General features: G+C 57.5%; 17 protein-coding genes and 1 tRNA gene. 14 read left to right on the top strand and 4 right to left on the bottom strand.

Translation table 11 applies throughout. The features are described from left to right. Position 1: 1 nt before the first annotated feature. The 14 genes from cobU (at position 2) to Q363_RS17100 (ending at position 12,762) form a co-directional block, all read left to right on the top strand. Positions 2-562 carry a bifunctional adenosylcobinamide kinase/adenosylcobinamide-phosphate guanylyltransferase gene (cobU, locus tag Q363_RS17165; protein ID WP_035352450.1) on the top strand — a complete coding sequence of 187 codons (561 nt, stop codon included), beginning with the start codon at positions 2-4 and terminating at the stop codon, positions 560-562. Further along, positions 559-1,950, top strand: coding sequence for a cobyrinic acid a,c-diamide synthase CobB (locus Q363_RS17160; protein WP_035352449.1), 1,392 nt, complete (start codon positions 559-561; stop codon positions 1,948-1,950). The genes cobU and Q363_RS17160 overlap by 4 nt, the downstream gene beginning before the upstream one ends. After that, on the top strand, positions 1,947-3,026 hold the full coding sequence (gene cobT, locus Q363_RS17155; RefSeq protein WP_051978902.1) for a nicotinate-nucleotide--dimethylbenzimidazole phosphoribosyltransferase: 1,080 nt from the start codon (positions 1,947-1,949) through the stop codon (positions 3,024-3,026). The genes Q363_RS17160 and cobT overlap by 4 nt, the downstream gene beginning before the upstream one ends. Next, complete coding sequence (gene cobS / locus Q363_RS17150) at positions 3,023-3,802, top strand: adenosylcobinamide-GDP ribazoletransferase (RefSeq protein ID WP_035352447.1); 780 nt, start codon at positions 3,023-3,025, stop codon at positions 3,800-3,802. Before cobT ends, cobS begins: the two co-directional genes overlap by 4 nt. Continuing rightward, the gene (locus tag Q363_RS17145) at positions 3,799-4,386 is read left to right on the top strand and encodes a histidine phosphatase family protein (RefSeq protein WP_051978901.1); all 588 of its coding nucleotides are present in this window, start codon (positions 3,799-3,801) and stop codon (positions 4,384-4,386) included. Before cobS ends, Q363_RS17145 begins: the two co-directional genes overlap by 4 nt. Then, a complete protein-coding gene (locus Q363_RS17140) occupies positions 4,383-5,222 on the top strand; it encodes a hypothetical protein (protein ID WP_035352445.1) in 840 nt (279 codons plus the stop codon). The genes Q363_RS17145 and Q363_RS17140 overlap by 4 nt, the downstream gene beginning before the upstream one ends. Next, a complete protein-coding gene (locus Q363_RS17135) occupies positions 5,219-5,794 on the top strand; it encodes a cob(I)yrinic acid a,c-diamide adenosyltransferase (protein WP_035352443.1) in 576 nt (191 codons plus the stop codon). The genes Q363_RS17140 and Q363_RS17135 overlap by 4 nt, the downstream gene beginning before the upstream one ends. Beyond that, positions 5,794-6,471, top strand: coding sequence for a 5,6-dimethylbenzimidazole synthase (gene bluB, locus Q363_RS17130; RefSeq protein WP_035352441.1), 678 nt, complete (start codon positions 5,794-5,796; stop codon positions 6,469-6,471). The genes Q363_RS17135 and bluB overlap by 1 nt, the downstream gene beginning before the upstream one ends. Then, positions 6,468-8,036, top strand: coding sequence for a cobyric acid synthase (locus Q363_RS17125; RefSeq protein ID WP_035352440.1), 1,569 nt, complete (start codon positions 6,468-6,470; stop codon positions 8,034-8,036). Before bluB ends, Q363_RS17125 begins: the two co-directional genes overlap by 4 nt. Continuing rightward, the gene (cbiB, locus tag Q363_RS17120; RefSeq protein ID WP_035352439.1) at positions 8,033-9,016 is read left to right on the top strand and encodes an adenosylcobinamide-phosphate synthase CbiB; all 984 of its coding nucleotides are present in this window, start codon (positions 8,033-8,035) and stop codon (positions 9,014-9,016) included. Before Q363_RS17125 ends, cbiB begins: the two co-directional genes overlap by 4 nt. Beyond that, positions 9,013-10,116, top strand: a complete 1,104-nt coding sequence (locus tag Q363_RS17115) for a pyridoxal phosphate-dependent aminotransferase (protein WP_035352438.1) — start codon at positions 9,013-9,015, stop codon at positions 10,114-10,116. Before cbiB ends, Q363_RS17115 begins: the two co-directional genes overlap by 4 nt. A 361-nt stretch (positions 10,117-10,477) precedes the next feature. Beyond that, a tRNA-Ser gene (locus tag Q363_RS17110) sits at positions 10,478-10,567 on the top strand. Positions 10,568-10,700: 133 nt separating this feature from the next. Further along, complete coding sequence (locus tag Q363_RS17105) at positions 10,701-11,363, top strand: tyrosine-type recombinase/integrase (protein ID WP_084080458.1); 663 nt, start codon at positions 10,701-10,703, stop codon at positions 11,361-11,363. A gap of 601 nt (positions 11,364-11,964) precedes the next feature. Next, the gene (locus Q363_RS17100) at positions 11,965-12,762 is read left to right on the top strand and encodes a HugZ family pyridoxamine 5'-phosphate oxidase (RefSeq protein WP_035352436.1); all 798 of its coding nucleotides are present in this window, start codon (positions 11,965-11,967) and stop codon (positions 12,760-12,762) included. Positions 12,763-12,855: 93 nt separating this feature from the next. Here the strand turns inward: Q363_RS17100 and Q363_RS36220 are convergent, their stop codons facing one another. The 4 genes from Q363_RS36220 to Q363_RS17085 all read right to left on the bottom strand — a co-directional run bounded on the left by Q363_RS36220 (position 12,856) and on the right by Q363_RS17085 (position 21,022). After that, positions 12,856-14,949, bottom strand: a complete 2,094-nt coding sequence (locus Q363_RS36220) for a protein kinase domain-containing protein (protein ID WP_281176013.1) — start codon at positions 14,947-14,949, stop codon at positions 12,856-12,858. A 13-nt stretch (positions 14,950-14,962) separates the two neighbouring features. Further along, the gene (locus Q363_RS45505; protein WP_051978899.1) at positions 14,963-15,535 is read right to left on the bottom strand and encodes a serine/threonine-protein kinase; all 573 of its coding nucleotides are present in this window, start codon (positions 15,533-15,535) and stop codon (positions 14,963-14,965) included. 452 nt (positions 15,536-15,987) lie between these two features. Further along, a complete protein-coding gene (locus tag Q363_RS17090; protein WP_035352434.1) occupies positions 15,988-17,562 on the bottom strand; it encodes a hypothetical protein in 1,575 nt (524 codons plus the stop codon). Between the two features lie 127 nt (positions 17,563-17,689). After that, a complete protein-coding gene (locus tag Q363_RS17085; RefSeq protein WP_035352433.1) occupies positions 17,690-21,022 on the bottom strand; it encodes an outer membrane beta-barrel protein in 3,333 nt (1,110 codons plus the stop codon). Positions 21,023-21,287: the final 265 nt, after the last annotated feature.

Below are 21,287 nucleotides of genomic sequence, written 5' to 3'. Positions count from 1 at the left end.
CGTGCAGAAGAACCAAGGCAATTCGGTCATACTCGTCTTGGGAGGCGTCCGAAGTGGAAAGAGCCGCTACGCGCAGCAGTTAGCCGAACACTCCAGCCGGGTTACGTTCGTCGCGACCGCCGAGCGTCGCGATGATGAGGAGATGCACCGAAAGATCGAACGCCACCGCGCAGACCGGCCCGCACACTGGACTACCGTGGAAGAACCTATCGCATTGGTCCGCGTCATTCAAACCAGCGAAGACAACTGCGACGCCATTCTTATCGACTGCCTCACGCTCTTCGGCGCCAATCTTATGGAAGCATACGGCAGCAATAAAGCGGGCCTCGAAGCATGCATCGAAGACCTCTGCGTCGCTTTGAAGGCGACTTCCCGCAAGGTGATCCTGGTCTCGAACGAGGTCGGCAGCGGTGTCGTCCCGGCCTATGCGCTCGGTCGCCGCTTCCGCGACGTTGTGGGCGAGATCAACCAGCGCGTTGCGACTGTAGCCGATACCGTACTCCTAATGGTCGCCGGACTTCCGCTTACCCTCAAAGGTTCGCTCGAAGGAGGTCATCGATGAAAGGGTTCCTCGTTGCCGGCACGGCCAGCGGAGTGGGTAAGACCACTGTCACTCTCGCAATCATCGCGGCGCTCCGCCGTCGCGGCTATAAGGTGCAGCCATTCAAGGGAGGTCCGGACTTCCTCGACACCGGCCATCATGCCCGCATCTCCGGCCGCACGGGACGTAACCTCGACACATGGATGCTCAGCGCCGAGGCCAACCGCGACGTTCTTCGTCACGCCTCGCGTGGCGCTGATGCCTTCCTTGTCGAAGGCATGATGGGACTGTTCGACGGCAAAGACGGCTCTACCGAGATGGGTAGCAGCGCGGAGATTGCAAAGCTTCTAAAGCTACCCGTCGTGCTTGTACTAGACGCAGGAAAGACCGCTCGGAGCATCGCCGCCGTGGTGCTTGGATTTGAACTCTTTGATCCTGAACTCCCGCTAGCCGGAGTCATCCTGAATCGTGTTGCAAGCGATCGCCATTTCCGCATGTTGGAAGCTGCGATCGAATCAGCTTGCGAGACGCCGGTTCTGGGTTGGCTGCCACGAGAGCCTGCAGTCGCCATCCCAGAGAGACATCTTGGGCTCCAGACAGCGGAAGAAGGCGAGACAGGCGGAGCTCTTGAAAACCTGATCGATACTCTCGCAGACCTTGCGAATAAACACCTGGATATACCCAATTTAATGGATTTGGAATGTGGACTGGACTTAAAGCCTAAAGCTCTTCCAGCGCTTCGCCAAACGCGAGAACAGATTCGCATAGGAATAGCTCGTGATCAGGCATTTTCCTTTTACTACGAAGACAACCTAGACCTGCTCCAGCAGCACGGTGCCACCCTCGTGCCGTTCAGCCCGATGCATGACCGGTGCCTGCCACCGGACCTGGATGCTCTTTATCTCGTCGGAGGTTACCCAGAGCTTTATGCGGCCCAAATTAGCGATAACTCTGCGATGCTCTCGACCATTCGCGGGTTTGTCGCATCCGCTCGTCCGGTGTATGCCGAATGTGGAGGCATGATCTTCCTCTCGCAGCAACTCATGATGCGCGATGGAACCACATATCCGATGGCCGGTGTACTGCCCTTCGAAATCGAGATGACCGGCAGACTCGTTGACTTCGGATACGTCAATGTGGATTTGACTAATGATTGCCTGCTCGGTAAGGCAGGCACGGTGCTCCGTGGACACAGCTTCCATTACTCTCGCATCTCGAATGAATTTCAAGTCGCGACGAATTACCACGTCCATTACTCACTCTCGGGCCGTAAGGAGAGCGAAGGTTATCAACTGGGCAATATGCTCGCGAGTTACGTGCACCTGCACTTTCGCTCAGAGCAAAGCATCGCTCGCAGTTTCGTTGAGGTGGCCCTCGCCAGTCGAACTGCGAATGTGGTGCCCCGATGACGTCGATAAGCTCAACGGTAGTAACAGAATCGATTCGCGGAATTGAGCCTCCGAACGAGATCTGGAGAACTCGTGCACGCGCACGTCTGGAAACGCTCACCAAACCCTTGGGCAGCCTTGGCAGGCTCGAAGACCTCGCCGCTCAGTTGGTAGCGATCCGGCACGAACATCTTGCGTTGCCTCTCAACAAAGCTGTCTATGTCTTCGCCGCGGATCATGGCATCACCGCCGAAGGCGTGAGCGCATACCCGAGCGCAGTCACGCACCAAATGGTGCTCAATTTCCTGGCTGGAGGAGCCGCTGTCAATGCCCTTGCGCGTTTGCATGGCGTGGCGCTGCATGTGGTCGATGTGGGGGTCGACGCGGACTTCAACAACATTGAGGGCCTACTCCACCACAAAGTTTCGAACGGCACAAAAAACATGCTGCGCGATGCGGCAATGACCGACGAAGAGCTCTCGCGGGCGCTGCTCGTTGGCGCACAACTCGCGGATGAAGCTGCGGTCGCCGGGCGTACCGTGCTGGCCGTGGGTGAAATGGGCATCGGCAATACCACTGCCGCCAGTGCAATTACCTGCGCCATCACGGGCTCTGCTGAGTCACTCGCAACCGGGCGCGGGACGGGCCTGGACGATGCGGCTCATGCGCGCAAGATTGCAATAGTCGAAGCGATTCTGAAAAGGCACTTCGCAAACCATACTTCACCCCATCCGCTCGAAGTACTGCGCTGTGTTGGTGGCCTGGAGATTGCTGCCATGACCGGTATGATCCTGGCGGCAGCACGCAACCGTGTCGCTATCATTGCCGATGGGTTTATCTCCACAGCAGCAGCGGCCGTTGCCGTAGCCCTCGAACCGAAAGTGGGGGGATATCTGATCGCCGGCCACCGCTCCGAGGAGCCTGGTCACAGATTGCTGCTCGACTACCTCAAACTAGCTCCCATCCTGAACCTAGAGATGCGCCTTGGCGAAGGCAGCGGAGCCGTTCTTGCCATGTCCATCATTAAGTCGGCCATCGGCCTCTACTCGGAGATGGCCACCTTCACCTCTGCCAGCATCAGCGGGGCCTCTCTATGAGCGGCTGGAAGTTCGTAAAAGGAGCAGGCTCAGACTCTCTTGCTGCTGTGCAGTTTCTCACCCGGATCCCTATGCCCTACCTGCCTTACGACCCAGACTCGCTCTCGCGGGCGGTCAAGTTCTTTCCAGTCGTGGGTTTGGTCATCGGGAGCGCTGCTGCTCTGCTTCATCAGCTTCTTACGCCACACCTTCCCAGGCCCGTCACCGCTCTTCTCGTCATTGCCTTTCTGGTTTCGATCACTGGAAGTTTGCACGAGGACGGTCTGGCCGACGCTGCCGACGGCTTCGGAGGTGGTTCGAGCCGGGAACAGATTCTCATCATCCTTAAAGATAGCCGCATCGGCAGCTATGGCGGCGCAGCCCTGATGCTCAGTCTCTTTGCCCGCGTCCTTTTGCTTGCCTCGCTGCCTTTGACGCAGATCCCGCAGTACCTCATCGCAGCTCACGTTCTTTGCCGCTGGACCACTCTCCCGTTGAGTTACTACCTCGCTTCGGCCCGCAGTCAGCAAGATCTGGCTAGAGCCGGTCAGGGAGCACGAATCGCCAAGCTCACCACACGCGGAACACTCATTGTTGGCTCCATCTTCAGCCTGGCGATCTGTACGTTTGCATTGCGAACCCACGCGGCTGCTGCCATTGCCACAACAATTTTGGTCACGCTTTTGAGTGGTCTCTACTATCAACGGAGAATCGGCGGCGTAACCGGAGATTGTTTTGGCGCCACCAATCAACTCGCGGAAATAGCCGTTTACCTCAGCGGAGCGTGGCTCGCATGAACGATCTACTTTTCATCCGCCACGCCGAGACTCACATGGTCGGCACCTTTTGCGGTCAATCCGACCCGTCCGTGAACGCCGCAGGCCATCGGCAAATCCAGAAACTCGCTGAGCGCCTGCGCACCGAACCAATTGTGACCGTCTTCACGAGCGATCTACAACGCTCGTTGACGACCGCACGCGCACTCGCTGAGTCCTTCGCCATTCCATGCATCACCCGCCCAGCCTTGCGCGAGATCGACTTTGGAAAGTGGGAGGGGCTGACCTGGGAGCAGATCGAGAAGCTTGACTTGATCTTCGCTACGCAGTGGCTCGAAGCCTTTCCGCACCTGACGCCACCAGATGGCGAATCCTTCGAGATATTCGAAGCAAGAGTGATGGCCGAGACAAGCTATCTCCTTAGCCAATCCGAAAGCAGCTTGATCGCCGTCGTCACACACGCCGGAGTCATGCGTGCGATCCTTCGTACTCTCTGCGGTCTTGACGAGAAGACAACATGGACCCTGACAAGACCCCACTGCTGCACTTTTCGATACGCGCATCATGCTCATCCCGATAGGCGCTTGCAGGAGGTGCTCAGATGATGCCCCCTATCCTCAACCGGCTTCGTACCATAGAGCTTATCGCTTGGGACTTCGACGAGTACAAATCCCGTCCGGAGACGATTGACCTCGAAAGGCCCGTCAAAGCGCGAGAGCTTGTTGTTCGTCGGCAGTCGGATCATTCCTCCAGCGCGCTATGCGAAGAGGAGACTCGACTGCTTCGCGATACCTTAGTCCTACAACAATCCCGCCTCGACCTCCACGCGGAGATGATGGGCCTCGATTGGTCTCTCGGTGTCGTCGACCTGCGTCGGCTTCTCGCCTTTCAGCGTAGGCTGTCTTTCAATTCAACACTTCCCGCCATGACCGTCCCTCCGCAGTGCGATTGGGACCGCCTCATCGAGATCGCTTTCGCTTCTCCAAATCCAGTCATCTGCGACGTCGTCCACGATACCGACAAGAAAACGGTCATTCTGCAATCCAGCAACCCCAACGTGCAGTTACGGGTGACGCAAGACCCCGCAGCGCCCGTCGCCGTGTGCGCGGGCAGTCCCTTCTTTGAGGTTGCTCAATACGCAGGGCGCTGGTTCCTGCGCGATGGCTATCACCGCGCCTACAAGCTGCTTCGGGAGGGTATTTTTCACATTCCGGCGGTAATTGTACGCGCCAGAACTCTCGAAGAACTCGGAGCCGTTCAACCACAGTTCTTCTCAGAGGCAATCCTTCTTTCGGAGCGCCCCCCGTTTGTCAGCGACTTCCTCAATGATGCGTTGACCATCGAATACGAGCGCCATCCAATCATCAAGACGTTGCGTATCACGATGGAAGAGAGCATTGCATTCCCACTTCCAATAGCAATTTCAGGAGAGCAACTATGAGCATTTCAACCACACGCGGCGACGGCGGCCAGACGGGTCTCGCGGGCGGGATCCGCGTCTCCAAGGCGGATCTACGGGTCGAGTCCTACGGCACCGTCGACGAACTCAACACCGTCCTCGGCTTCGCCCGCAGCATCTGCCAAAACCCCGAGATCAAGGCGTGGACTGAAACGATCCAGCGAACACTTTTCCGGCTCGGCTCCGCTCTGGCTACCCCTCCCGAGAGCAAGAAGCAGCCGCCTGTCATCTCTGCCGAAGACGTTGCCATGCTCACCGAACTCGTCCACAAGATTGAAGCGATCGAAGGCATATTGTCGGACTGGTCGCTGCCCGGCGCACACACGGAGTCCGCAGCCTACGAGGTGGCGCGCACCGTCTGCCGGCGCGCAGAGCGAAATGCGATTCGATTTATTGAAAGCGGCGGAGTGGTCAAACCCGAGATCATCGCCTACCTCAACCGGCTCTCCGACGCAATCTGGCTCTTTGGCCGGCTCATCGAATTCAACGCGGGTGTCGACGCCCGCCTCCGCGATGAGACGAAGACAGAACCCAAGTGGTCGAGGGCATGGTAATGAACGAACACGCAGAGTTTGAGATGCCGGAGCGTGCCGCTGTCTACCGCGCTATCGCCACTCGACGCGATGTGCGCAGAGGATTTCTTGAGAAGCCTCTGCCTGACGAGCTGATTTTGCGATTGCTGTCCGCGGCTCATTGCGCCCCTTCCGTCGGTCTTATGCAGCCGTCGCGGTTCGTTTTGGTCCGCGACTACGACGTCCGCCAGGCCGTCCATGAAGCATTTCTGCAGGCAAACGAACAGGCCCTGGCAACCTACACCGGCGAGCGACGCCAGCAATACGCAAGTCTGAAGCTCGAAGGCATCCTGGAAGCTCCACAAAACCTGTGCGTTCTAAGCGATCCGCAGAGTGAGCGCGGCCATCAACTTGGCCGCCATACGATGCCCGAGACTGCGATCTACTCGACCGTCTGTGCGATACAGAATCTTTGGCTCGCCGCCCGGGCCGAAGGCGTAGGCGTAGGATGGGTCAGCATCCTCGATCCGGATCGTCTCCGCGAGATACTGCACATTCCAGCAAACATCGTGCCGGTCGGCTATCTTTGCTTTGGCTACGTCGACCGCTTCGCCACAGAGCCGGACCTCGAGCGCTTTGGGTGGGAGAGTCGGATACCGCTCGAAAGGGTTGTGTCCTATGACAGATACTGCGCAGACCCAGAGGCAGAAAAGCCATGAGGGCACGCGCAATCATGGTGCTCGGCACGAGTTCCCATGTAGGGAAATCACTTCTCACGGCTGCGCTCTGTCGAATTTTTGCGGATCAGGGAGTGAGCGTCGCACCGTTTAAGTCGCAGAATATGTCTCTCAACTCGTCTGCGACTATGGAAGGTCTTGAAATCGGCCGCGCGCAGGCTCTACAGGCGGAGGCTGCCCGCATCCCAGCTTCGGTCCACATGAATCCCCTCCTTCTGAAACCTGCTGGAAACATGACATCGCAAGTGGTTGTTCGCGGCAAAATATGGGGCAGGCTCTCTGCCTCCGATTATCACCAGCGGCGTGTCGAAGAACTACTGCCCATCGTTCGCGAGAGCTACGAGATTCTTGCCGCGAAACATGAAGTCATCATCCTCGAAGGCGCCGGCTCGCCCGCGGAGATTAATCTGAAACAGCACGACATCGTCAACATGCGGATGGCCGAGATCGCCGATGCAGTCTGCATTCTCATCGGCGACATCGACCGCGGAGGCGTCTTTGCCTCGCTCTTCGGCACTGTTCAGTTGCTCGATTCGACGGAACAAACCCGCATCCAGGGCTTCCTCATCAACAAGTTCCGCGGGGATGTCGCGCTCCTCGATCCCGGTATCCGCATGATGGAAGATCGCCTCCAGAAGCCATGCCTGGGTGTCGTCCCGTACATTCACCATCTTGCGCTCGAAGAGGAAGACAGTCTCGGTCTTGCCGATATAACTGGCGAAACGAAGCCATGGTTGCCGGAGAATGTGCGTGAGAGAGCATTGCGTATCGCTGTCGTTGCCCTGCCATCCTTTTCGAACTTCACCGACTTCGATGCGCTGCGCTACGAGCCATCCGTCTCCTTGCGTTTCTGCCGGGAGCCATCGCAGCTTGCGCTGGCCGACTTAGTAATCTTGCCTGGCAGCAAACAGACGGTCGAAGACCTTCTCTGGATGCGCCGGCAAAATCTGGATTCCAGCGTTGTTGCGCATGCCGCCCAAGGCCTCGTCGTCGGCATCTGCGGAGGGATGCAGATGCTGGGCACTGCGATTGTCGATCCACGTGCCATGGAGCATGGCGATCAAGCCGATGCGCTGGGATTGCTGCCGTTTTCCACTCGCATGAACTCGGACAAGGTGACGCGCGCGATAACTGGTCGACTGTCTCGATCGATCCTCTTCGGTCAGCCTATGTCCGCGATGGATATCAACGGTTATGAGATCCATATTGGCGAAACGATGTATGCAGATGGCGCTCAGGCATTCTCAATCTTGAATGGGCACGAGCTCGACGGATGCATCTCCGCGGATACTCGGATCTTCGGATCGTATCTTCACGGCATCTTCGATGACGACAGATTCCGCCACGCCTTCCTTGCCGCGGCTCGGAGCTTCCATCAACTTGCTCCTGTGGCCCGCTTCGAGAACTGGAGGCAGAAGCGCGAAGACTCTTTCAATCAGTTAGCCAATACCGTTCGCGAATCGTTGGACCTGCCCCGTATCTTCGATTGGGTCGACCTTCCGTACAAATCTCAAGGCCAGATTGAGTCCGTGGAGCAAATCCGTTGAATCGCTGCTCCCTCATTCCTACTGCGTGGCTCCTCGACCAACTCGCCGGCGACCCCGAGTGGCTCCCGCATCCGGTGCGACTAATCGGTTTCGCCACGGCGCGTGGCGAGGTTGCCCTCCATCGGCCCAACCAGAGCGAACTGTCGGAACTTGTCGCAGGCGGAGCCTTGAGCCTCGCTGTCGTTGCCACCAGTTACTATGCAACGCGCCAGTTGATCCGCTTAGCGAACCGCCTATCACCCGCACTGGGTAATACCGTGGAAGTCCTGCTCGCATGGACCTGCCTGGCAGCTCGCAATCTTGAACAGGAGGCAATCTCCGTTGTTGAGGCGCTCGATTCTGGAGACCTGCCGCTCGCTCGTCACCGCCTCGCACGCATCGTCGGACGCGACACCCGACATCTAGGCACGCACGAAATCTGTCGTGCCTTGATTGAGACGCTAGCTGAAAGCGCATCCGACGGCATTCTTGCGCCGCTCTTCTACATGGCGCTGGGCGGCGTGCCTCTGGCTATGGCCTATAAGGCCATCAATACACTGGACTCCATGATCGGACACGCCGACGAGCGTTACTTCTACTTCGGCAAGGCTGCCGCTCGACTGGACGACGCTGCCAACTACTTGCCTGCGCGCCTCACCGCGGCTGCCATCGTCGCAGTCTCGAACCTCCACGAACATTCCGACCCGCTGGCCGCGTGGCAGACGTGGCGTCGCGACGGAGACGAGCACAAGAGCCCCAATGCGGGCCAACCCGAAAGTGCCATGGCGGGAGCCCTGCGCGTTCGACTTGGAGGCGACAACACCTACGGCGGCGAGTTGATTCGAACTGCATATATCGGACACGAGTTTTCTCGCCCATCACTGCCGAAGGCCAAAAGCGCCATCCGGCTGGTGTCAGTCGTTACGCTACTTGGTGTGGCCTGTGGCGTTCTTCTCTCGGCCTGCGCTCAGTTACGTGCAGCCCCAGGGTCGTCCCGATGATCGAACTCATCCCCTTGCACGGCGGCCAGCTGCGAGAGATCTCCGAGCGCTTCAAAATCCCCTCGTCGCAACTGATCGACTTCAGCGCCAATATCAATCCCGACGGACCTCCGCCCGACGTCTTGTCCACCTTGCGAACGCGCCTTGAAGACATCTCGATGCTGACCGCATATCCCGATCTAGAAGAGGTCGGCCTCAAGCAATCGATAGCTGACTGTGTCGGAGTTCACCCAAAACAACTCGTAGTCGCTAACGGCTTCATTCCACTGCTGGAGTCTGCGCTTCGCAGCCTAAGGGTCAAACGCTGCCTTCTCCCCGTGCCCGCCTTCGTGGAGTATCGCCGCAGCCTTGCACGTGCTGGAGTAGAGATCGAACCGCATATCCTCAGTCCGGATTCCAATTTCCGTTATGACATCCATGCCTTGGTGCATGGTGGTCACGACGCTATTTTGCTTGCCAATCCCCAGAATCCCTCGGGCGTCCTTACAACAAGGGATATTCTGCTCCAGTTGGTCTCAGAATGCGCGGACCGAAATATCACCGTCCTCCTCGATGAAGCATTTATCGATTACGCACCCTTGGATTCACTGACGCTGAATGTTGAACAATTTGCAAACCTGATCGTCTTTCGCTCCGTGACAAAGTTCCACGGCATTCCCGGCCTCAGAGTGGCCTATGCAGTAGCCAACGAGCCTATCGCGCGAGCCCTCAATGAAACATTGCCGCCCTGGCCGATCACAACTCTGGCTTCATGCGCTGTCGCTTCCGCGTTAGCAGACCACCCTTTCGCTGAGCGTACCAGGCTGTACAACGACCGGCGAAGAGCTCATCTGAGAGCTGAACTTGATGCACTAGGCCTCTACACCTATCCTTCAGCCACAAACTTTCTGCTTCTTCACCTTCCCGAGGGTATCTCTGCAGATCGTTTCTGGAGACATATGATCGTAGAACACCATATGGTGTTACGAGACTGCTCAAACTACGAAGCTCTGCCATCCAGACACTTACGGATTGCGGTCCGGACGGCGGAGGAGAACGACAAACTCATCGGAGCAGTAGCTCAATTATTGCCGTTTTGCCAGCGAAGCCCGTGGGCGTAAATGAAGAGGAGGATATGAGACGGGCGGAGAAAGGCAAGGTCTATTTGGTTGGCTCAGGGCCGAGTGATCCGGAACTGTTGACGTACGTGCTGTGCGATTGCTGGAGACGGCAGATGTTGTGTTTCATCCCATCCTGCATCCAACGCGTTCGATCAGGACACCTAAGCGAGGTTGAAGCTATTTCCTCACGTCGAAAAAAAGTAGTCGCTGCAAAAGTCCCTACAGTAGCCATAACGCAGCCTCTTTAAGTGCCTCTAGACAGTTGATTCTCAATGCACATCACCCCATGTAGCGGGTGAACAAAAAGACCGTCTGTTTGGCGATGTTGTCGGAGCTGGTAATCTATCGATAACACTCACGCGGAGGGATGTGTGAGCGGTTGAAACAGGCGGTCTTGAAAACCGCTTTGGGCGAAAGTCCAACGGGGGTTCGAATCCCTCTCCCTCCGCCATTTCCTTGCTCTAGAGCGTCCAATAAAATCCAAACTATCTCATAAAACCCCAGCCATAGCTAGGGTTTTCGTGTTTTAGCGTCCAAAGAGATTTCGCAGAAGCTACTGTTGCGCGGGGGTACATTAGGGGGGTATGTTGGCGTGGGCCGACATCCGCCCCGGCGACATCTTGAAGGCTACGCGAAAAACCAACTACGCACGGGTGGATGCCAAAGACCTGCCGAGGTTGTTGAACCAGATCGAGGTCTATCCCGGGGCACATGTCACGCGACTCGCTATGAAGCTTATGGCGCTGACTTTCGTACGAACGGGTGAGCTGATCGGGGCAAGATGGGAAGAGTTCGACCTGCCGGCCGCGCGTTGGGACATCCCCGCTGAACGAATGAAGATGCGCACCCCGCATATCGTGCCGCTGGCGACACAGACGCTGGAAGTCCTTGGCATGCTGCGCGAGCTTAGCGGGAACAGCGAATGGGTCTTCCCCGGCGACCGCAACGCCAAACAACATATGAGCAACAACACCATACTCAAGTGCCTGGAACGTATGGGCTACAAAGGTGAGATGACCGGCCACGGATTCCGAGGCTTAGCATCCACGATCCTGCACGAACAGGGATATGCCCACGAGCACATTGAATTGCAGCTCGCACACGCTCCACGAAATGCCGTGAGCGCTGCATACAACCACGCGCTCCACTTGAAAGCCCGCGCCAAGATGATGCAGGACTGGACAGACTTCCTTGAATTAGCACAACGGGGCGGAAAAATACTCCCTTTCGAAGGAGCGGCGGCCTAAGGTCATAGTCTTGTCTGTGGCGCATGCCAACGCATGGCGTTCACATTCAGACGGTAACGTTCGCATCGCTAGCCGGCAACGATCACGCAATTTCGGGACTTTATTGATTGGTGCTGATCAGAACCACGCCTAGTGTTCACTGGTCCCCTGCTAATCGCTATGCTTCATCGACGAACAACCTACGGCGCGCGGTAATCTGACGGCTGGCAAAGTGTCGGGAGACGGATTTACGCCTAGGGTGATCTGGTCGATCGTGGAGGAGGGAGGGAAACTCCAGATTTGGGCGAATGTTCCGCGCACCTCTGCCTCTCCCTTCGGCCTTGATTGGTGGGCATCACCTCGCCTTGTTTCCGAATAGACATTCGTGCAGCCCACAGAGTTTAGGCTGGTATGGTTTGTATCAGGAGGTGTGGGATCTGCGGCCGCTACTACCGACGCTCCGATAAGCAGAAAATCCCCGAGGCCTTCCACATCAGCCAGGTCGATGACTTCCCCCTACCGCCGTGGGACTACAATGTCGCACCCACAACCAGCCCTACCGCCCTCGGAGAATGCGACAGCGGAACATTCCTCTTAACATTGTCTTAGGAGCGTCCAGGCGATGTCTACATCCGAGAGCAATCCAACCCGCAAGCATGCATATACTGAGGCCGGCGCACCACAGCTTCCTGAACCGACCCACGCCGAGCGAGTCCGCACCCTCGTTGCCACCAACACGATTGCCACCCTCTCTACTGTTTCGCGCAAACGCTCCGGCTATCCATTCGGCTCACTGATGCCCTATGCGGTCGATCCTCAAGGACGGCCAATCTTCCTGATCAGTTCCATGGCAATGCATACTCAAAACCTGCAAGGAGATCCTCGCGCAAGTCTCTTTGTCGGACAAGCCGCCGATGGAGACCCACTCGGCTCGGCCCGCGCCACACTAGTCGGCGATGTGCTGCCAGTGCCAGACTCACAGACCTCCGAGGTTCGCGAACTCTACGTCGCCCGATACGAGAACAGCCGTTCTTGGGTCGATTTCGACGACTTTAGCTTCTATTGCCTCGAGCCTATCGATATCTATTACGTGGGCGGCTTTGGTGTGATGGGTTGGGTTGCTGCCGAGGATTACAAAGCAGCTAAGGTAGATCCCTTGGCGGCTGCGGCTCCCAGGATTCTCGAGCACATGAACGCGGACCACGTTCCGGCGATGATTTTGCTGGCTAAAGTGCATAACGGCCTCGAAGCCACTGAGGCCGCAATGACCTCAGTGGATCGCCTCGGATTTCACCTCCGTCTGAAGACTACGGATGGCATGAAGGGTACCCGCATCAACTTCCTCCGCGAAGTCCGAAGCGCCGACGAGACCCGCAAAGTCCTTGTCGAGATGGTGCGGGCCGCCGAAGCAACGGCCTGATGCCGCCTTATTTATGTTTTCGGCGTGCGTAGTTTCTTCGGTAGGACTAAATTCGCGAGCGTGAAGAACCGAAGCGCGGAATCGGGATTGAGATCAGTTCATCAGTACCGTCAGCGGGGCGGCTCCGACAGATGGCGTCGAGTTGATCAGGAAGCGCTTGCCGTCGGGTGAGACTGCATATTGGAACAGGACAGCACGCGATGCGATAATTCGCGTCTGGAAAAGGAGGTGAGGAACGCCCGCCACCGGCTCGTCACGCGACGTGTCCACCGGTACAGCCATCAGCTTTTTGTCCTTGGTGATATAGAAAAGTTCTTTTCCATCCGCGCTCCAGCGCGGTTGTGCGCCGCCGTGGTTGGAGATCTGGATTCGCCTGCCTGGGCCGTGGACAGGCGCCACATACACCTCAACCTCCTGATCACTGGTCGAACCCGGGCCGATGAAAGCGATCCATTTCCCATCCGGAGAAAACTGGGCTTCCGCACCCGGTCCGAAGGCTGTCTGCGAATGGTTACGGAGGTCAAGAACCTCCAGCTCCGGCGCACCGTTCTGAAAATTCATGTAAATGAGAAAACGCCCATCCGCGGACCAGTGGTTGGGAATCAGAAAATCGGACGCCGCCACTCGCTCCAATTTTCCGGAACCATCGGTAGCCGCAATGTCGATGTACTGAGACGTCCTGGCATCATTGACTACATAAGCCACCCTTTTGCCGTCAGGCGAGAGGACCGGAAATACTTCTGTTCCTTCATCTGAGACACGGGTGCTTGTACCTCTGGCGAAATCGTAAATATGGATGTAGTGCTTGCCGTTTTGATTTTCGTCGGAGGCGACTGCGAGCAGAGCGCCATCGCGAGAGAGAGCAGGATCGCGATAGCCGGTCCTGGGAAGTTCTTCCAGTTCCTTACCGGAACGGTCAAACCAGGAGAGCCGGGAAACGCTTTCGGTTGCCGACTGGAAGACCACCACGCCGTTATCCGAGACGGAGAATCCGGCGCGGGAAAAGGCCGAGGCCTCTTCCAGTTCCTGTCGCGAGACAGCTTCCGGCTGACCCGTGAGCTGCAGCCGTTTGAGATCGAACGGCTGCGCCATAAGGCTGCGGTCACGCACGTAGTAGAGCCGCGAGGACGCGAACTGTGTGTTGCCGACGATCTCGGAAGAGATCAATTTGCTTTCCTGCGTACTTAGAGACCCAACATAGATTCCCTGCTTCTGAGCGGGCTTCGAGCTCCCGAGAAGGAAATATAGAAAGTGATCTCCACCCGGAAGAGCGGACGGCCAAAACATCGAGGAACTCGGCGCGTTGCCCTTGCTGACGAGCTTCGGTTCACCACCCGAGGCTGATACCTTAAAAATTACCGAGACGACGACGCTGGGCCAAGTAGATCCAGCGAAGATGATCGTGCCTCGATCGTTCCATGCCCCGCCAAAGCCACCGAGTGCGTCGCATAGAATCTGGACGGCGCCGCTACTTGAATCAACGCTCTTCAGCTTGGACGCCTGGAAGAAGCCCACCTGACAACTATCCGGTGACCAGAAGGGGAACGCGGCGCCCTCGGTGCCAGTCAATTGCTGCGCAGTTCCAGCGGCAAGGGACCGGATCCACAAAGCGGTGCCGCCATCCTGTGCAGCAGCCACGAAGGCGAGTCGCCGGCCGTCGGGCGAGATGGCGAAATTGTAGGGAACGAACGAAGTAGAGGGCGGTGGAAGTAATGAAAGGTGAAGATGCCGGCTCTCCGCCAGCGGTATGCTGCGCCAATGGCTAACGCCGAGCCACGCCAACATGGCGATACACAGAGCCGCCACTCCCCACGCCAGTCTTTGCCCCAGTTTTCCCCGAGGACGCGGCGCGGGTTCAGACGCTTGCGTGAGGCGCACTCCTTCAGAGATCCACTTCAGCTCTCTCGACAAATCTCGCGAGGTTTGCCAGCGCTCCTCAGGGTCTTTCATGAGACAGCGAAGCACTAGGTGTTCGAGCGCAGCTGGAGTGAGAGGTTGCAAACTGGACATAGGCTGCGGATCTTTCTCCAGAATGGCAGCCACGATGTTCAGCCTCGTTTCACCGACAAACGGTAGCCTGCCCGATACCATCTCGTACAGCACGCACCCAAAGCTGAAGATGTCACTGCGAACGTCGGCGGGCTGGCCTTGAATCGTTTCCGGAGCCATATAGAGGAGCGTTCCCAGGATTGTGCCGCGCTCAGTGACTGGGACGCCAGGCGCGGGCAGCTGTCACACTCATCGTTGCCAGACAGGAAGTCTGCGAGGAAGCCTCAGGGACGGCACTGATCGTCGCGGTGGCCAGCTTGGCCAATCCGAAGTCCATCAGCTTCGCGCCAGATTTGGGGAGCATGATATTGGAAGACTTAAAATCCCTATGGATGATGCCCTGACGGTGAGCTTTGTCGAGAGCATCGGCAATCTCCACGCCTATCTTCAGGACCTGCTGCAAGGGGAGCAGACCAGTTGCCAGCCGGTCAGCGAGGGTTTCGCCCTCCAAATACTCCATGACGATGAAATCGATTCCGTCATGGGAACCGATGTCGTACAGGCAGCAAATATTCGGATGTGTGAGCAAAGAGACGGCTCGCGCTTCGCGCTCAAAGCGCCATTTCAGATCAGGATCGGACGAAAGATGAGTGGAAAGAATTTTGACAGCAACATCGCGGCCGAGGCGCGTGTCCCGCGCGCGATACACCTCTCCCATCCCACCAGTACCGACCGGTGCGAGGATCTCGTACGGGCCGAGTCTGGTGCCTGGGGTCAGCGGCATAGTATGGGTGTGGATTATATCGCTAGACTCAACGGCTCAGTTCATGTTCCAGATGTCTTTGTCCCAGAGCCAGCGGCCCTCCTCTGGTTTCCTATGCACAATGTACTTGGCGCGAACTACCGAAGGCCAGCGGGAAGATCTTCATGAGTTACCGGAACCCGAGCAACCACCACGCGGGCCAAGTGATCAAGGCAACAACGAGCGCACTGCGGAGAGCGGGGCGGCCTTGGTCGAGACAACATATCACCGCAGGGGGTATTTTCAGGGGTATTGTTATCGCTCTATTTTATATCTCGTTGTGAAACAGTCGGTTACGAAGCGATATGAATCCCTCTCCCGGCAATTTGGCATGCATCGGCGGTTCGGTCCTTCCTCCGGCCGATTCGCGAAAATGTGTCATAAGATGGATAGAATCATGTGAAGCCTGCTCCGTCACGTCCGCAACGTTACCATCAAAAGTTGCTATCTTCGAGCGCAAGAACCAAACCAGGGCTCGACAGGTCTCCCGGCGTCGCGGCGGAAAGTCCAACCTTTCGTATCAGGGATCGTGAGAGGTGCAACCTTCTTTCGCCTCGGCTGATCTGGGTTGTAATGTCCTCGACCCGATCTCCCGCGAGGTCCTGGACCTGGACACGCTGTTTGCCTATCGGCCTGTCGAAGACGAGGGTAAGGCTTGAGATATCGCCAAAGATGCCGAACGGCCCTGGCGCATTGCCGACCTGTAGCGTGATGTGAGCTTCCGGCATGTACCAGGCTCGGGATGGTGCAGTGCGCTGTTGCGCGCCGATTGCTACCGCTCCATTAGGAAAACGTGCTGCAAAGACGAAGGGTTTTTCTCCCGCGCTCTGCACGTAAGGGAGATCAAGATTCCGCGTGATGCATGCGGGTGCGCCCTGCCGGACGGTTGGTCCGATGAGGTCGTTCTGCCATGTCTGCCCGCGCTCGAAGCGCCAGCTGTCAGTCAGAACATCCTCGCTAGCCTTAACTGTTCCTGACCCGGGCGAGAAGGGTTGCGCCAGTCGCTGCCATCTCAAGGCGCGAACTACTTCATCCATGCGCCGCTTTGCCCGCCGCGGACCATTAAAGAAGAGGTCTGTGTCCGCTCCGGGGCGCAGACCCTCAAGCGGATGACGAAGGATGCCCATCGTGCAGCCAAGAACGGCGGCGACGTACACTTCATCTTCCACGTTGAGCAGGCCAGATACCTCAGGATGACCCTCTGCCCCTTTTAGCATCTCTGCGACTCGATCGAGAGTTGTGGGCAGCGAGAGGATCGAGGTGACGTCATAGGTGCGGTAGACGTCGGTGTGAGCGAGAATCTCCAGACGGCGCGAGCCCCAGGCCTGCGAGCCGAACCTGCCATCCTTGCGCCAGTCTCCGTTCACAGGCAACTCGCCATGTACGTGCTCCAACGTCAATGGAAGGCGTATCTGGTCACGCAGCGCAGTCAGACGAAAGGATGGATCGCCAATGTCGATCTTCCAATAGCCGATATCTGCCTTTGCGCTCCAGTCTTCGAGGCGCCTGTCCGCCTCTCCGCCGGGAGGATTGCGGCACCACAGGGCTATACCGCGCCATTGCTCCTCGCGAGCCTTGCGGTTTAAGGTAGCCAGCCGCTCCACAGGCGTTCCGGAGAAAGATGGAAATTTCTTCGGATCCAGTTCGAAAGTGGACGTTCCGCCAGTCTCCCATCCGTCATCGAGTAGCAGGTAAACGTCGCTTCGAACCTGCGGATAAAAGGATCTCGCCCATCCATCAGCGCCGAACAACTGATGCTCGCTGATTGCATCGCGTGCCAGTGCAGCGCCTGAGTCTCCTTCGAGGATAGAAGGGTCCAGCGCCGGCAGGTGGTGACCGTACATATAGTTCTGCGCAGCCCACGTGCACCAGTAGTTCGGAGCCTTTCCTGGCTGTGTCGGTATCAGGTTGTCTTTCCGTTCTGACCTGCGCTGAGGTGCTCCGAGCGCGTTGCGGCCCGTCATCAACGTGGCCGCGGCTCCTGTCAGAAAGCTCCTTCTGTCCACCATAGTGTGAGTTTCCTTTCCGTAGGGCACGTCGCTTCGGCATCGCGAAGGCAATGGTTAAGAGTATGGAGCAGCAAGCGCTTCTGCTCATCGTTCGTCACGATGCGTTGCGCTTGCTGCTGGTCGGGAGTTAGAAGGTGAGATGGGCTCCCAGCTGGAACTGCCTCGGGATGCCATTGGCTCCGCTGATCTGTCCGAAGTTTGCGTGCGAGAGATTAGTATCCGGATTGGAGTAGTGCGGGGTGTTAGACACGTTGAAGGCATCGGCCTGGACGGTGATCTTCACCTGTTCATGAATCGTCTCGGTCTTCGAGAGCGATACGTCCGCGTTGTAGAAGCCCGGACCATGCACCTTCCCCGACCCGGAGTTGCCCAGCTGCAGGGGTCCGGGCGTTGTGAAGCAACTTGGATCGAACCACTTCGACACGGAGCCGAAGGTCCTTACCGAGGAACAGGTCACATTGGCGCGGTTGGTTACGCCGCTGCCCAGGTTGTCGAATGCGGCGTTGAACGTTAGCGGCGTGCCCGATTGCAGCCTGGTGAAGGTGCTCAGCTGCCATCCCCCTACCAGGATTTGCGCAGGCCGCGATGCGCCCGCCATCCAGCGCTCGCCACGGCCGAAGGGAAGCTTGTAGACAAGACTGGCGATAAAGTTCTGGGGGATGTTCGGGGCCTGATTGGTGCCTTCGCCTCGGTTGTAGCGGTCATCAAGAGGCCACCACACGTTCATGTCGTCGATCTCCTTCGACCAGGTGTAGTTCACCCGGCCAGTCAGACCGTGCATAAGGTTCATCTTGAATTCGGTCTGGAGACCGTGGTAAATGGAGCCGCCGTCGGCCGTTGCATATCCCATGTTGGTCGCGTACTGCTGGCCCTGGCTATTGAAATACTTGTAAGGTAACCGGGAGTTGAAAGGCGTGTTTCCTGGCGGAGGCGTGTTGATGTTGTACCGGCGGAACAGGTGAACGCCGCGGGTTCCCACGTAGGTGATGCTGAAAGAGGCTGAGTTAGTGAGCCTCTGCTGCACACCGAGGTTCCACGCATACGCCACGTCAGGCTGCATGTTCTTGGCCATAAGAGAGACGCCAACGCCGGGCGCGGGCTGGACAGGCGCGGTGATCGGCGTCGGTACATATTGAGGAAGGCCGGTTGCGCTGATGGACGGAAGTGGAATGTTCCGCTGCTGCGCGGGAGAGGTGAAGACCTCGAAGAACGGAAAGTTACGCTCGAGGAACCCGCCCATGGCGCCGAAATTTCCTGGAAAGTGCGTGACACCAAATGCGCCGCTGACGGTCGTATTGTTTCCGCTTGGCGTGTACGCGAAACCGACTCGCGGAGAGTAGCCGCCATAGTAGTTGTTGACGTTCGGCGCGCGGTTTCCGTCGGTCGCGAACTCAAGCATGCCCGTAGTCAGGTTGAAGTTGGACTGTTTATTGTTCTTGTCGATGGCAGCAGTGATCAGGTCCCAGCGAAGCGCCAGATTCAAGGTCAGATTTCTTCGGATACGGTACTGATCCTGCACATAGACACCGAGCAGGGTCGCACGTGTCGCTGGCTCTGTGGCAACATATCCGCGATCGGTGCTTGACGGCATTCCAAGCAGGAAGCTTGCGAACTGATTGCCTCCTGCGGGATTGGAACAGTTGGGCTGCATGGTGCAGCTGCTGGTGTAGTCGGAGATATAAGTGAAATCGCCGTTTTTGTTGGCATCGGAATTTGTAAGCGAGGCCTGCAACCGACGAAAGTCTTCCCCAAAGGTAAAGGTATGCGAACCCCACACCTTGGTGAGATTGTCCGTCAGCTGGTAGGAGTTGCTGATGCGGTGGGAGTTGGTCCATCCCTGCGAGCCAGTCTGGACGATGTTGCCGATGGAGAAGTTGCCGAATCCGGTAGCGCCGAAGGCGGCATCGTTGCCGTTCGGGATACCGACTGCGGTGTTCTGGTTGGTTCCGTGGTCATTGCCGAAGTCCAGGGTATAGAAGCGGTTGAAGCCGAGCCGCAGCTCGTTGACCATGCTGGCCGAGAAAGTGTGGCTGTAGCCGATGGCAGCATTGTGGTCGCGCGTGGTTGCATTCACGTCGCCGATCTGCACGAAGGGTGTTCCGGGTGAGGGCGCCGTCAAATCGCGACGCTGGTAGGATTCGCGCACGAAGATACGATCGCTTGGGCCGAACTGGTAATCGCCCTTCACGTCAAATTGGTGGTTGTTGTCCGGTTCAACGGTGTTGGCGTTGTAATTGTTGCTGATTGCGTTCTGGTTGGTCGCCGTCGGCCAGATCGTGGTGCCATTGACCATGTTGGCCGATACCTTGTCGAACCGCGACCGGGGGATCAGCCAGGCATCACCCTGCGGTGTGGTGACTGTGGCGAAGGGAGCTCTGGTTGTTGGGTCATAGATCGCGGCTGGGAACTGGCTCTTGAGGAAGGTTCCCTGTTTCATCAGGTCCGTGGGAACCGTCAGAATGTAGCTAATACCATTGCGCAGCAGGAGTCCCTGGTAGTCAGCAAAGAAGAATGCCTTGTTGCGAATGATGGGACCACCAATCGAGCCGCCGAACTGATTGGCTCGATAGGGTGCCTTTGAGGTGGCCCTCCACTTATATGCGCTTAAGGCATCGTCGCGGAAGAACTCATACGCCGAGCCGTGGAATGCGTTGGTACCAGATTTGATAAAGGCGTTTACCTGCGCTCCTCCATAGGTTCCTACGGTGATGTCGGCGTTGTTGGTTGAGATCTTCATCTCCTGGATGGCATCGAGCGGCGGAGTGACATTGATAAAGGCGTTCAGCAGCTCCATATTGTTCACGCCGTCCAACGTGTAGGTGGTTCCTCCCCATGGCATTCCGTTGACGCTGGCTGTGATCGAACCCGAGCTTCCGGCTCCGGCAGCCGCCTCCGGCGCGCTGCCAAATCCTGCCGCCACCGATCCAGGAACGGTTTGAACCAGTTGCGAGAAGACACGTCCGTTTAGCGGAAGGCTGGTGATCTCTTGGGCATACAGAGCCTCGCCCAGCGAGGAGCTCGTTGTATCAATCAGCGGACTTGCGGAAGAGACGACCACGGTATCGCTGGTGGAGCCGACCCTCATCGTTATATCCACGACCGTCGCATTGTCCACCGTGACCACATTGCCGTTTGAGACGATCGTCTGCAGGCCGGGAGAAGCGATTTTGAGCTGGTAGTTGCCTGGACGAAGGGTGTCGGCTCGGTACTGGCCGCTGCCGTTGGTCGCCACTTTGATGATGGCGCCTGTGTCCTGATTCGAGATCGTCACGCTGGCATTGGGGATAACCGCACCCGTTGCGTCCACAACCGTACCGACAATGCGCCCGCTGACACCTTGAGCCATCGCAACGGGAATCGCAATGAGCAGACAGATGAAAAGAACAGCCTTTGTCGTCTGTATCAAAGTGGTCGACCACTCGGGGACAGTGGTTCCATTGCCTTGAAATGTGTTGCGCATAAATCAGCCTCCTCCGGTAATGGTTTCCTATTGGGCACCCTATGCAACCTGTCTTCTCCGAACGATCGACATACAGGTGGGTAGCCTTCGTGGTTCCTTCAGCGCTCGCAACCCTACTGAAGAGCATCAACGGATGCCTAGTTACGCAAGGGATACAAATTGCTGACACGTATATGTTTCTCCCTCGATTGAAGGAGTGTTTCAGCCACGTTACAACTGGTGTAACATCACGTTTTGAGGGCATTTGGGCTGAAACAGAGACGGC

It is taken from the genome of Edaphobacter aggregans DSM 19364, from assembly GCF_000745965.1.
GTDB lineage: Bacteria > Acidobacteriota > Terriglobia > Terriglobales > Acidobacteriaceae > Edaphobacter > Edaphobacter aggregans.
This window is presented reverse-complemented; position numbering and strand designations above follow the sequence as displayed.

What these genes read in the sequence shown, in the direction of transcription:
- Q363_RS17160 (WP_035352449.1), top strand. Translation starts at nt 559, where the DNA reads ATGAAAGGGTTCCTCGTTGCCGGCACGGCCAGCGGAGTGGGTAAGACC.
- cobT (WP_051978902.1), top strand. Translation starts at nt 1,947, where the DNA reads ATGACGTCGATAAGCTCAACGGTAGTAACAGAATCGATTCGCGGAATT.
- cobS (WP_035352447.1), top strand. Translation starts at nt 3,023, where the DNA reads ATGAGCGGCTGGAAGTTCGTAAAAGGAGCAGGCTCAGACTCTCTTGCT.
- Q363_RS17145 (WP_051978901.1), top strand. Translation starts at nt 3,799, where the DNA reads ATGAACGATCTACTTTTCATCCGCCACGCCGAGACTCACATGGTCGGC.
- Q363_RS17140 (WP_035352445.1), top strand. Translation starts at nt 4,383, where the DNA reads ATGATGCCCCCTATCCTCAACCGGCTTCGTACCATAGAGCTTATCGCT.
- Q363_RS17135 (WP_035352443.1), top strand. Translation starts at nt 5,219, where the DNA reads ATGAGCATTTCAACCACACGCGGCGACGGCGGCCAGACGGGTCTCGCG.
- bluB (WP_035352441.1), top strand. Translation starts at nt 5,794, where the DNA reads ATGAACGAACACGCAGAGTTTGAGATGCCGGAGCGTGCCGCTGTCTAC.
- Q363_RS17125 (WP_035352440.1), top strand. Translation starts at nt 6,468, where the DNA reads ATGAGGGCACGCGCAATCATGGTGCTCGGCACGAGTTCCCATGTAGGG.
- Q363_RS17115 (WP_035352438.1), top strand. Translation starts at nt 9,013, where the DNA reads ATGATCGAACTCATCCCCTTGCACGGCGGCCAGCTGCGAGAGATCTCC.
- Q363_RS17105 (WP_084080458.1), top strand. Translation starts at nt 10,701, where the DNA reads ATGTTGGCGTGGGCCGACATCCGCCCCGGCGACATCTTGAAGGCTACG.
- Q363_RS17100 (WP_035352436.1), top strand. Translation starts at nt 11,965, where the DNA reads ATGTCTACATCCGAGAGCAATCCAACCCGCAAGCATGCATATACTGAG.
- Q363_RS45505 (WP_051978899.1), bottom strand. Translation starts at nt 15,535, where the DNA reads ATGCCGCTGACCCCAGGCACCAGACTCGGCCCGTACGAGATCCTCGCA.
- Q363_RS17090 (WP_035352434.1), bottom strand. Translation starts at nt 17,562, where the DNA reads ATGGTGGACAGAAGGAGCTTTCTGACAGGAGCCGCGGCCACGTTGATG.
- Q363_RS17085 (WP_035352433.1), bottom strand. Translation starts at nt 21,022, where the DNA reads ATGCGCAACACATTTCAAGGCAATGGAACCACTGTCCCCGAGTGGTCG.